At 60.3% G+C, this 11755-nt stretch carries 9 protein-coding genes; 2 read left to right on the top strand and 7 right to left on the bottom strand.

The features are described from left to right. Positions 1-12 precede the first annotated feature (12 nt). The 7 genes from ACP7B3_RS18840 to mreB all read right to left on the bottom strand — a co-directional run bounded on the left by ACP7B3_RS18840 (position 13) and on the right by mreB (position 9782). Entirely contained in the window at positions 13-861 is an 849-nt protein-coding gene (locus ACP7B3_RS18840) for a carbon-nitrogen hydrolase family protein (protein WP_426180180.1), read from the bottom strand. A 48-nt stretch (positions 862-909) separates the two neighbouring features. Next, the gene (locus tag ACP7B3_RS18835; RefSeq protein WP_426180178.1) at positions 910-4725 is read right to left on the bottom strand and encodes a YhdP family protein; all 3816 of its coding nucleotides are present in this window, start codon (positions 4723-4725) and stop codon (positions 910-912) included. 76 nt (positions 4726-4801) lie between these two features. Further along, entirely contained in the window at positions 4802-6259 is a 1458-nt protein-coding gene (rng, locus tag ACP7B3_RS18830; RefSeq protein WP_010213134.1) for a ribonuclease G, read from the bottom strand. A gap of 70 nt (positions 6260-6329) precedes the next feature. After that, a complete protein-coding gene (locus ACP7B3_RS18825) occupies positions 6330-6926 on the bottom strand; it encodes a Maf family protein (protein WP_426180176.1) in 597 nt (198 codons plus the stop codon). Between the two features lie 51 nt (positions 6927-6977). Beyond that, a complete protein-coding gene (gene mreD / locus ACP7B3_RS18820; RefSeq protein ID WP_017138250.1) occupies positions 6978-7466 on the bottom strand; it encodes a rod shape-determining protein MreD in 489 nt (162 codons plus the stop codon). Further along, on the bottom strand, positions 7466-8605 hold the full coding sequence (gene mreC / locus ACP7B3_RS18815) for a rod shape-determining protein MreC (RefSeq protein WP_426180463.1): 1140 nt from the start codon (positions 8603-8605) through the stop codon (positions 7466-7468). The genes mreD and mreC overlap by 1 nt, the downstream gene beginning before the upstream one ends. Before the next feature lie 139 nt (positions 8606-8744). After that, positions 8745-9782 (bottom strand): rod shape-determining protein MreB, encoded by a 1038-nt coding sequence (mreB, locus tag ACP7B3_RS18810; RefSeq protein WP_002555108.1) that lies wholly within the window; start codon positions 9780-9782, stop codon positions 8745-8747. Positions 9783-9992: 210 nt separating this feature from the next. Between mreB and gatC the strand changes: the two genes are divergently transcribed. Further along, positions 9993-10280: an Asp-tRNA(Asn)/Glu-tRNA(Gln) amidotransferase subunit GatC gene (gene gatC / locus ACP7B3_RS18805; RefSeq protein ID WP_003171764.1), complete on the top strand. Its 288-nt coding sequence runs from the start codon at positions 9993-9995 to the stop codon at positions 10278-10280. 16 nt (positions 10281-10296) lie between these two features. Beyond that, the gene (gatA, locus tag ACP7B3_RS18800; RefSeq protein WP_242194709.1) at positions 10297-11748 is read left to right on the top strand and encodes an Asp-tRNA(Asn)/Glu-tRNA(Gln) amidotransferase subunit GatA; all 1452 of its coding nucleotides are present in this window, start codon (positions 10297-10299) and stop codon (positions 11746-11748) included. Positions 11749-11755: the final 7 nt, after the last annotated feature.

The following is an 11755-nucleotide window of genomic DNA, read 5'->3' as shown; positions in this document are numbered from 1 at the left end:
TTGGCCTTAAATTCATCGTTCCGAAGCAGGCCGCTGCGCGCCCTGCGAGAAAAAGCGCCGATGGTTGACCACCGGCATGCGCGCCCGTATCGACGCTTGTTCATTGCTATCGCGTTCGGCCAACAACACCGCTTCGCCCTGATCCTGTTGTGTCAGCACGCGCCCCCAAGGGTCGACAATCGCTGCGTGGCCAAAGGTTTCCCGTGGGCCTGGGTGTACGCCGCCTTGGGCAGCTGCCAGCAAGTAGCACTGGGTTTCAATGGCTCGCGCCCGAATCAGTACGTCCCAATGCGCAGCACCAGTTACCGCTGTAAACGCCGAGGGCGCGGTAATCAATTCAGCCCCCGCCGCGCGCAATTCGCTGTACAGCTCGGGGAACCGCAGGTCGTAGCACACCGTCAGGCCCAATCGCCCCACCGGCGTGTCCGCTACCACCACATTGCTCCCGAAAGCATAGTCGTCAGATTCGCGATAACGACCCCGCGCATCTGCTACATCCACATCGAACAAGTGCAGCTTGTCGTAACGGGCGACGATTTCGCCCTGATCATCGATCAGCAGCGAGCAAGCGTTGGACTTGGCGTTGGGTTGGTCCTTGGGCGGCAACGGCAAAGTACCGGCCACTATCCATAAGGTGAGGTCGCGAGCGGTCTGTTTCAACCACGGCAGGATCGGGCCTTCGCCCAAAGCTTCGGCGCGGCCCAGATCGGCTACGTCACGGCGGCCCATGGCGGCGAAGTTCTCCGGCAGTACCGCCAGCTTCGCGCCGCCAGCCGCCGCTTGCTCCAGCAAGCGCCTGGCCTGGGCCAGGTTGACCAGAACATCGCTCTGGCTGACCATCTGAATTACCGCAAAGGACATAGGCCGACACTCCGAAAAGGGCATGCGGCCATGCTACTCCACAGCCTCTCAGTTTGGTTTTTCAAATGGCTTGTCGAAGGTGATTTTTGGATCCTTCCAAGGCCCTTGCACCTTGTACTGCACGCTGGCGAAGCGCGAAACACGATCGCCAATCAACTTGTCGATCAAAAACAGCGCGCCACCAATGGCCGGTGCACCGACAATCAAAGCGGCAATTGGCAGGTTATTGGTCACCGGCAACGTGACCAGCAGCTTGGCGTCGACGCGGTCGGCTACCAGGTCCAGCGTGCCGTTGAGCTCCAGGTTGGTGGAAGGCCCGGTCATGGTGATGGGTTCACGCGTCACGAACACGCCATTGCTGGCCGCGAGCAAGCCTTTGACCCGGTCATAGCTCAAGCCTTTACCAAGCAAGTCCGAGAAGTCCAGACGCAAACGGCGCCCGATGGAGTTGAAATTCAGCAAGCCAAATACCCGCAGAGCCTGCGCGCCACCTTCGACCTCAACGAACTGGCCTTTGCGGAACGCTGCATCCAGGCTACCGGAGAAACGCTTGGGACCGACCCAAGCCGGCGAGCCCGGCCAGCGACCGTCCACATCCAGATGGAAGTCTTCACTGGTTACCGTCGGCGCGAACCCCCAGCCTTTGAGCACATCGGCGATGTTCTTGCCATCCAGGCGTCCTTTGTACCAACTGCTGCTGTTACCCGGCGCGCCTTCCCAACCACCAGCGCCGTTGAGCTGCATGCCTTTGAGGCCAAGGTCCAGATTGTTGAAGGCCAGGCCTTTGGCCGTCGGCCGTACTTTCAGTGACCAGGCGCCCACCAAGTCCGGCCCCTGGAACAGTTGATTGATGGAGATATCCAGTGCTGGAATGTCCTTGGGGTCGACATCCGCCAACGGGTCTGGCGCGTTTTCGTCGGCCTGTGCCTTCGGATCCACCGCCGGCAACTTCACGTACTGCAGGTTGATTGCAATAGGCGCGCCCTTGGCATCAGGAAGGTTCACAGCACCTTTGGCTTGTTGACTGTCGAACTGCAGCCCCCATGCGGCCGGTTTGCGGTCAAGTTGCAGGTTGACCTGGTCAAACTGGGTACCAAAACCGCTCAACTTGCCCACCTTGAAATCAGCACCGCTGAGCAGTTGCTTGGCATTGCCGCCTGGGTCATTGCCGGCGTAACGGTCGACCAGTTTTTTCCACGGGTCTATATCCAGCTCCGACAGCACGCCACGAATGCGCAAGCCTTTGGCAGCCGGCAGCACGGCATCACCGTCCCCCAGGAACAACTCCCCGCGACCCTCATTGAATTTGTCCGGAGGCGACGCAAAGGTGAAGCTCGCCAGCTCGCCATAATCGAACCAGTAGCGGCGCTCGGCCCCCTGCAAGGTCATGCGGAATACGCTGTCGCGCCCCTGGCTGGCGGGCATGCCAAACGGTGCGGGCAGATCGACCGCTACGCCTTTCATGTTGGAACTGACCATCAGTTGGCTGTCGGCGCCGTCCAGTGTCACTTGCAATTGGTACGGGATATCGCCGGACACCGGCAGCGGCTGGCTAATTTTCAACCAGTCCGTCAGGCGCTTGACCGTGACCTGCCCCTTGGCGGTGATACGCGTGCTGATAGTGCCCGGTTTGCCATCGGCAACGATCTGCGCGGTGATCGGACGATCAAACGCCTGGGCGGAGATGTTCTGGCCACTCAGCCCCTTGGTGCTGTCGAAGCGAAAATCGCCCTTGAGCTGGCTCAAATCCAGAGTCGGCTCGGCCAATTGCAGGCGGGACTTGTCGGTCTGGAAGTCCACCACGATCTTGGGTTCGGTGCCTTTGACCAGCGGAATATCCAGGTCCAGCTTGCCTTGCAGGTCGCCCTCGCCTTTCCAGCCGGCAAACGTCGAGCCAGTGCCGATCGGCGCGTCCTGAAGGATCTTCAAGCCATCCCCCAGGCCACCTGCGAATCCACCGGTGATCAGCAGATGACTGTCTTTACCGGTTGGCGCGTGAGGAATATTGACGTAAACGTCCTTGACCTTGGTGTCGAGCAATTGGCCCTTGCTCGCCAGGATGCGCACGCCGCTCTCCTCGACAAACACTTCACCATTGACCTTGCTCACATGCGGCCAGCCTGGCTGGAACGCCAGTTCGGCATCGTGCACCTTGAAGAACAGGCTGATATTGCGTGCAGCCGGCAGCGCGTCATGGTTCAGCGAACCTTGGTACTGGAAGAAACCTTGGTCAACCGCGCCTTTGAGAATCGCTGTGCGCAACCACTCATCCAGCGACGGGCTCAATACCGCCGGCAAATACTTGGGTGTAAAACGGCCATCGCCATCGACCATGCCGACCCGAAGGTCCATATAGTCTTCCTGGCTATGGTCGAAATGCAGACGAATCAGGAAGTCTGCCGCAACCTTGCCTTCTTCGCCGAGCACCTTGATGTAGGGGGCGATCAGGGTGAAACCTTCTTTATCCAGCTTCCACGTCAGGCGTGCATTGGCCTGGATGTACTGCCACGGTTTGGCAAAGATCGGGTACAGGTGCAAGGAGAAGTCCTTGCTGTCCATGCGCAACTCACCGTGCCCCAGGTCGCCGCTGATACTGCCGGACACGTTGCGCGCAGCCGGTGCGCCGAAGTAGGCATCAAACCCGATGCGCTCGAGGTTGGCGGCAAAACTGACCTTCTGATCGCTCGTATCCTGGGGACGGAAATCCACCAGCACGTTGCGCAGCGTGCCAGTGGCCTTGAGGTGTTCGACGGTTTTGGCAAAGCCTTCCGGCAGGGGCGCCAAGGCATTCAGCAACGGCGTGATCGGCGTCAGGTCAAGGCGGTCGGCCTGCAGTTTCCAGACTTCCAGATCCTTGTCGGTAGCCAGGCTTTGCTGCAATTGCAGGCGCGACTCCCAGCGCGTTTCACCAATGTTCATCGCCAGCGAGTCAAACAGCACGTTGAGGCCGCTTTCACTGCGTTGCAGGTAAGCCGTGAGGGCAAGGTTTTCGATATGAACCGGCTTGCGGTCGGCGTAGCTGCCTTTGAGCTGGGGTGAGTTCAGACGCGCCACCGCGCTTTGCACGGTGCCTTTGGCCCAGGTCAGCCAGAATTCGCCGCCGGCCTTGAACTGCGTGACGTTCCATTGCTGGGTCAGCCTGCCGGGTATCCATTTGGCCCAGTCGCTTTGCGGCAGGCTCAGGTAAGCCTGGACTTCACCGTCTTTCCAAGCGCTGGCGCGAATTCGTGTACGCAGGTTTACAGCCAGTGGCTGGCCATCCGGCAGGGTCAGGCGCGCATCGAGGCGCTGGCGAGTGGCGCCGGTGTGCAGGCTCAGGCCCACGTAAGTCAGGGTCAGCGGCGCCTGGCCGAACGGTTGCAGCGTGACCTGGCTATCGAGCAAGGACACGCGCTTGACCATCTGCATGCGCGTCAGCACCTGCTCAGGGTCCAACGGTTGGTCATCTTGCACCGGCAGGCCTTGGGGCGCCCAGTGGCCGTCCTTGTCTTCCTTGACGCTCAACTGCAGCCCGCTGACTTCCAGGTGGGCTATACGCACTTCGCGGGCCATCAGGCTGGCCCAGATATCCGGCACCACCTCAACCTGGTCCAGGCGCAAGGCACTGCTGCCCTCGCCGACCATCACGTCGTGGGCCAGCAACACGGGGGCGAAACCGCTCCAGCGGCCTTCAAGGCTGCCGATTTGCACGGGCATGTCCACCGCAGCCTGAGCCTTGGCTTCGATTTCGGCGCGGTATTCAGCCACCAGCGGGGTCAATTCACGACCCAGGCTCACGTACACCGCAGCCAACACCAGCAGCAAGGCACACAAGCCCAGGCCCCAACGGGTCAAAGCGGCAAAAAAGCGTATCAGACGCTCCATGTCAGGCGACCCTCAAAGCAGTGGACGGACGGCAGATCAAGGTCTGCCGTTCTCGAAGAAATTAAGCGATTGGGGATCAGAGCAGCACCACGTCATATTGTTCCTGGGAATACATGGTTTCGACCTGGAAGCGAATCGTGCGCCCGATAAAACCCTCCAGTTCAGCGACGTTACCAGACTCTTCATCCAGTAACCGATCGACGACTTTCTGGTTGGCGAGCACTCTATAACCTTCGGCTTGATAGGCGCGTGCCTCCCGTAAGATTTCGCGGAAAATCTCGTAGCAAACCGTTTCAGGGGTCTTCAGCTTGCCGCGCCCCTGGCAGCTGCTGCAGGGTTCGCAGAGCACTTGCTCAAGGCTTTCGCGGGTACGCTTGCGGGTCATCTGCACCAGGCCCAGCTCGGTGATGCCGATGATGTTGGTCTTGGCGTGATCGCGCTCCAGTTGCTTCTCGAGGGTACGCAGCACCTGGCGCTGGTGCTCTTCGTCTTCCATGTCGATGAAGTCAATGATGATGATGCCGCCCAGGTTGCGCAGGCGCAGTTGGCGGGCAATCGCGGTGGCGGCTTCGAGGTTGGTCTTGAAGATGGTCTCTTCGAGATTGCGGTGGCCGACAAACGCGCCGGTGTTGACGTCAATGGTAGTCATGGCCTCTGCCGGGTCCACGACCAGATAGCCGCCGGATTTGAGCGGCACTTTGCGCTCCAGGGCTTTCTGGATTTCGTCTTCGACGCCATAAAGATCGAAGATCGGCCGCTCGCCGGGGTAATGCTCGAGGCGGTCGGCTATTTCCGGCATCAATTCGGCGACAAATTGTGTGGTGCGCTGGAAGGTTTCCCGCGAGTCGATGCGAATTTTCTCGATTTTCGGGCTGACCAAATCGCGCAACGTACGCAGCGCGAGGCCAAGGTCTTCATAGATCACGCTCGGCGCGCCAATGGTTTTGATCTGTGCGCCGATCTGGTCCCACAAGCGCCGCAGGTACCTGATGTCCATGAGGATTTCATCGGCGCCGGCGCCTTCTGCGGCCGTGCGCAGGATAAAACCACCCGCTTCCTTGATGCCCTCGGCAGCCACGCAGTCGCTGACCACCTTTTTCAGGCGTTCACGCTCGGCTTCGTCTTCGATTTTTAAAGAAATACCGACATGCGCAGTGCGCGGCATGTACACGAGATAACGCGAAGGAATCGACAGTTGAGTGGTCAGCCGCGCGCCCTTGGAACCGATCGGGTCCTTGGTGACTTGCACCACCAGGCTCTGCCCTTCGTGTACCAGCGCGCTGATGCTTTCAACCGCAGGGCCTTCGCGCAGGGAGATTTCCGATGCATGGATAAACGCGGCGCGGTCCAGGCCGATGTCGACGAATGCCGCCTGCATGCCCGGCAACACGCGCACCACTTTGCCTTTATAGATATTGCCGACAATGCCGCGCTTCTGGGTGCGCTCGACGTGCACTTCTTGCAGAACACCGTTCTCTACCACCGCCACGCGCGATTCCATCGGCGTGATATTGATCAGAATCTCTTCACTCATGGCTGGGTCTCGTTCAGGCGTTTTCACAATAGTGACCGATCGCTTAAGGCTTGGCGCTGGGATACGGCGTTCAGCGCGCGGTAAGGTTTTGCCAACAGGGTATGCCGAATTGACCAAGCAGTTGCGCGGTTTCGCACACGGGCAGGCCTACCACGGCGGAATAGCTGCCATTGAGCCCGGCGACAAACACCGATCCAAGTCCCTGGATAGCATAGCCGCCCGCCTTGTCCTGAGGTTCGCCGCTGCGCCAGTAGGTTGTAGCCTCCTCGACAGAAATAGCGCGAAAACGTACCCGGCTGCTCACACATCGAGTTTCGCTGCGCTCGCCGTCGGTGACGGCAATGGCGGTGAGGACTTCATGCTCGCGTCCCGACAGGGCCATCAACATCGCCAGGGCGTCGGCCTGGTCAACCGGTTTGCCAAGGATCTGACCATCAACGATCACGGCCGTGTCGGCGCCCAGCACGCAGGCGCCGGCAGTCTTTTCAAGCGCAGCAAAACCCGCCGTGGCCTTGCCATGCGCAAGGCGCTCGACGTAGGCAACGGCGGATTCGTTTGTAAGAGGAGTTTCATCAATGGCGGCGCTGACCAGGGTGAAAGGCACACCGATCTGCGTCAGCAGTTCACGCCGTCTTGGGGAGCCCGAGGCCAGATAAAGCGAATTCATTGCAGACTCTCCCTGTAGGGTTCGATAACCAGGCAGAGCCTCGCAATCCATTCAATTGATTTTATAGCGGCGACGTAAACCACGTAGACCGAAGCTGACCCAAGGCCACAGCAACGCACTGACCAGAGCCGGCAATACCAGGGCCAAAGTTGGCTGGCGGTTACCGGTCAAGGCGCTGAGCCACAGTTGCACCAACTGCGCCAGGCCGAAGATCACCAGGATCACCAGGCACTGCTGCCACATCGGGAACATGCGCAACCTCTGCTGCAATGACAGCACCAGGAAAGTAATCAGGGTCAGGATCAGCGCGTTCTGGCCCAGCAAGGTGCCATAGAGCACGTCCTCCGCCAAGCCCAGGCACATCGCCGTGACCATGCCTACCTTGTGCGGCAAGGTCAGCGACCAGAACGCCAGGAGCAAGGCGAGCCAGAGCGGTCGCAGGATTTCCATGAACTGCGGCAACGGCGAAACGCTGAGCAGCAAGCCGATGGCGAAGGTCAGCCAGACGATCCAGCCATTGCGCGAATGCGTACCGGCCATTATTCCTCCCTCTGCCGCGTGGTTGCCGGCGCTGCGGCCGCTGGTCGGGTTGCCGACGTGGCAGGCGGTTTAGCCGCTGGCACTGTGGCGGCCGGCGTGGTGACCGTTGGCTTGGCCGCGGCCGGTTTGGCTGAGCGGGCGCTGTGGGCCGCAGGTTTGACGGGCGTCGCCACTGGCGCGACCGAGGTCACCGCAGGAGCAGGCGGCCCCACGAAGGCTGGTTTTGGCACCGTGGCAGGAATGACCGGCGCGGTGCCGTTCTGCTTGTCTTCTGCTTCCTGCGCCTGGGCAGCGTCGTTGGCACGCTCTTCCGGCGTACGGTTGTCGCTGAACACCAGCAACAGGTAACGGCTGCGGTTCAACGCGGCGGTCGGCACGGCGCGCACGATGGCGAACGGCTGGCCGGAATCGTGGATCACTTCCTTGACCGTCGCGACCGGGTAGCCTGCCGGGAACCGCTGACCCAGGCCGGAACTGACCAACAGGTCGCCTTCCTTGATGTCGGCAGTGTCGGCCACATGGCGCAACTCAAGACGCTCCGGGTTACCGGTACCGCTGGCAATCGCGCGCAAACCGTTGCGGTTGACCTGCACGGGAATGCTGTGGGTGGTGTCCGTCAGCAGTAATACGCGCGAAGTGTAGGGCATCAACTCGACCACCTGGCCCATCAGGCCACGGGCGTCGAGCACCGGTTGACCCAGGACCACACCGTCGCGCTCACCCTTGTTGATGATGATGCGATGGGTAAAGGGGTTGGGGTCCATGCCGATCAACTCGGCCACTTCGACCTTCTCGTTGACCAATGCCGAAGAGTTAAGCAACTCGCGCAGCCGAACGTTCTGCTCGGTGAGGGCCGCCAGCTTTTGCATGCGCCCCTGCAACAGCAGGTTTTCAGTCTTGAGTTTTTCGTTCTCGGCGACAAGCTCAGTGCGGCTGCCGAATTGGCTGGCCACGCCCTGATAGAGCCGTTGCGGCAGGTCGGTGATCCAGTAAGTCTGCATCAACACCAGCGACATCTGGCTACGCACGGGCTTGAGCAGTGCAAAGCGGGCATCGACCACCATCAGCGCGACCGAAAGCACGACCAGCACCAATAAGCGCACGCCCAATGAGGGGCCTTTGGCGAAAAGCGGTTTAATAAGCCGCTCCTCCCGGGCAAATGTTCTCTTTATTCATACGGCATCAAACCGGCCTGGATGCAGATTGAAGAAGATAAACGCCAACAGGCAGCACTGCAAAGTGCTGCCTGTGGGCGAAGCATGAACCATTCCGGCAATCTTATTCGCTGGAAAGCAGGTCCATGGTGTGTTTATCCATCATTTCCAGTGCACGGCCACCACCACGGGCGACGCAGGTCAGCGGGTCTTCGGCGACGATCACCGGCAGGCCTGTTTCCTGGGCCAACAGCTTGTCGAGGTCGCGCAGCAAGGCGCCACCACCGGTCAGCACCAGGCCACGCTCGGCGATGTCGGAAGCCAGCTCCGGAGGCGATTGCTCCAGGGCGCTCTTCACTGCCTGAACAATGGTGGCCAGGGACTCTTGCAGAGCTTCCAGCACTTCATTGGAGTTCAGGGTGAAAGCACGTGGAACGCCTTCGGCCAGGTTGCGACCGCGAACATCAACTTCGCGAACTTCGCCGCCCGGGTAAGCGGTGCCGATTTCCTGCTTGATACGCTCGGCGGTGGATTCGCCGATCAAGCTGCCGTAGTTACGACGCACGTAGGTAATGATCGCTTCATCGAAACGGTCGCCGCCTACACGCACGGATTCGGCGTACACCACACCGTTCAGGGAAATCAGGGCGATTTCAGTGGTACCACCACCGATATCCACCACCATCGAACCGCGCGCTTCTTCGACCGGCAGGCCGGCGCCGATAGCGGCAGCCATAGGCTCTTCGATCAGGAATACTTCGCGGGCACCGGCGCCAAGGGCCGATTCACGGATGGCACGACGCTCAACCTGGGTGGACTTGCACGGAACGCAGATCAGCACACGAGGGCTGGGCTGCAGGAAACTGTTTTCGTGAACCTTGTTGATGAAGTACTGCAGCATCTTCTCGCAGACGCTGAAGTCGGCGATCACGCCGTCCTTCATCGGACGAATGGCAGCGATGTTGCCTGGTGTTCGGCCGAGCATGCGCTTGGCCTCGGTGCCAACGGCAACGACACTTTTCTGATTACCATGGGTCCGAATGGCCACAACCGATGGCTCATTCAGAACGATACCGCGCTCGCGCACGTAAATAAGGGTGTTGGCAGTGCCCAGGTCAATGGAAAGATCGCTGGAAAACATGCCACGCAGTTTCTTGAACATGGGGAAAGGACCCTAGGCAACGCGTGGGTAAAAAAGTGCGGCAAACTCTAACAACGACAGGGATTTTGGGCAAGGCGCCAATGTGCTAAATTGGCCGACTTTCTGTGCACCAACCCCCACAATCGCGGCCATATGACCGTAGAAATGCGGTAGTGTTCCGACAATCTAACACACGGACGCCCTCCGTTCTGTTTTCCACTGGAGAATCCCATGGCGCTTGAACGCTCCGACGTGGAAAAAATCGCTCATCTGGCCTCGCTTGGCCTGAATGAAGCCGATCTTCCACAGACCACCGCAGCCCTGAACAGCATTCTCGGGCTGGTTGACCAAATGCAGGCCGTCAATACCGACGGCATCGAGCCCCTGGCTCACCCGCTGGAAGCCAGCCAGCGCCTGCGCGCAGACGTTGTGACCGAGCGAAATAATCGCGAGGCCTACCAGTCCATCGCGCCAGCGGTCGAAAACGGCCTGTACCTGGTTCCGAAAGTCATCGACTAAAGGGAAAGAGCCTTTCATGCATCACATGACTCTGGCCGAGATCGCCCGCGGTCTCGCCGACAAAAAGTTTTCTTCCGAAGAGCTGACCAAGACCCTGCTTGCGCGCATCGCCGAGCTTGATCCGAAGGTCAACAGCTTCATCAGCCTCACCCAAGAGCTGGCCCTGAGCCAGGCCAAGGCCGCCGACGTACGTCGCGCCAACGGTGAGAATGGCGCACTGCTGGGCGCACCAATCGCCCACAAAGACCTGTTCTGCACCCAGGGCATTCGCACCAGCTGCGGCTCGAAGATGCTCGACAACTTCAAGGCGCCCTACGATGCCACCGTGGTGTCCAAGCTGGCCGCCGCCGGGGCCGTGACCCTGGGCAAGACCAACATGGACGAATTCGCCATGGGTTCTGCCAACGAGTCGAGCTACTACGGCGCCGTGAAAAACCCGTGGAACCTGGATCACGTGCCAGGCGGTTCGTCCGGTGGTTCGGCTGCCGCCGTTGCCGCGCGCTTCCTGCCGGCGGCTACCGCTACCGACACCGGCGGCTCGATCCGTCAGCCCGCCGCGTTCACCAACCTCACCGGTTTGAAGCCGACCTACGGTCGTGTTTCGCGTTGGGGCATGATCGCCTACGCCTCCAGCCTGGATCAGGGCGGCCCGCTGGCACGCACCGCTGAAGACTGCGCGATTTTGTTACAAGGTATGGCCGGGTTTGATAAGCAGGACTCCACCAGCATTGACGAACCGGTGCCGGACTACAGCGCCAGCCTCAATACCTCGCTCAAAGGCCTGCGTATTGGCGTGCCGAAAGAGTATTTCAGCGCCGGCCTCGACCCGCGTATCGCCGAACTGGTGCACAACAGCGTCAAGACGCTGGAACAACTCGGCGCCGTGATCAAGGAAATCAGCCTGCCGAACAACCAGCACGCGATTCCTGCCTACTACGTGATCGCACCGGCAGAAGCCTCTTCCAACCTGTCGCGTTTCGACGGCGTGCGCTTCGGCTATCGCTGTGAAAACCCGAAAGGCCTCGAAGACCTGTACAAACGCTCGCGCGGCGAAGGCTTCGGCGCCGAAGTCCAACGTCGGATCATGGTCGGTGCCTACGCCCTGTCCGCCGGCTATTACGACGCGTACTACCTCAAGGCGCAGAAAATCCGTCGCCTGGTCAAGAACGACTTCATGGCTGCCTTCGAAGAAGTCGACGTGATCCTCGGCCCAACCACGCCGAACCCGGCCTGGAAGATCGGCGCCAAGACCGGCGACCCGATCGCCGAGTACCTGGAAGACCTGTACACCATCACCGCCAACCTCGCGGGCTTGCCGGGCTTGTCCATGCCCGCCGGTTTCGTCGATGGCCTGCCGGTCGGTGTGCAATTGCTTGCCCCGTATTTCCAGGAAGGCCGCCTGCTCAATGTGGCGCACCAGTACCAGTTGAACACCGACTGGCACACTCGCACCCCTACCGGCTTCTGAGGAGAAC

Source organism: Pseudomonas sp. TWRC1-2 (genome assembly GCF_049896685.1).
Lineage (GTDB): Bacteria > Pseudomonadota > Gammaproteobacteria > Pseudomonadales > Pseudomonadaceae > Aquipseudomonas.
The sequence above is the reverse complement of the archived record's forward strand: the minus strand, read 5'-3'. Positions and strand labels throughout refer to the sequence as shown.

Bases quoted from the DNA above. Each gene is read 5' to 3' on its own strand.
- ACP7B3_RS18840 (WP_426180180.1), bottom strand. From the start codon at position 861: ATGTCCTTTGCGGTAATTCAGATGGTCAGCCAGAGCGATGTTCTGGTC.
- ACP7B3_RS18835 (WP_426180178.1), bottom strand. From the start codon at position 4,725: ATGGAGCGTCTGATACGCTTTTTTGCCGCTTTGACCCGTTGGGGCCTG.
- rng (WP_010213134.1), bottom strand. From the start codon at position 6,259: ATGAGTGAAGAGATTCTGATCAATATCACGCCGATGGAATCGCGCGTG.
- ACP7B3_RS18825 (WP_426180176.1), bottom strand. From the start codon at position 6,926: ATGAATTCGCTTTATCTGGCCTCGGGCTCCCCAAGACGGCGTGAACTG.
- mreD (WP_017138250.1), bottom strand. From the start codon at position 7,466: ATGGCCGGTACGCATTCGCGCAATGGCTGGATCGTCTGGCTGACCTTC.
- mreB (WP_002555108.1), bottom strand. From the start codon at position 9,782: ATGTTCAAGAAACTGCGTGGCATGTTTTCCAGCGATCTTTCCATTGAC.
- gatC (WP_003171764.1), top strand. From the start codon at position 9,993: ATGGCGCTTGAACGCTCCGACGTGGAAAAAATCGCTCATCTGGCCTCG.
- gatA (WP_242194709.1), top strand. From the start codon at position 10,297: ATGCATCACATGACTCTGGCCGAGATCGCCCGCGGTCTCGCCGACAAA.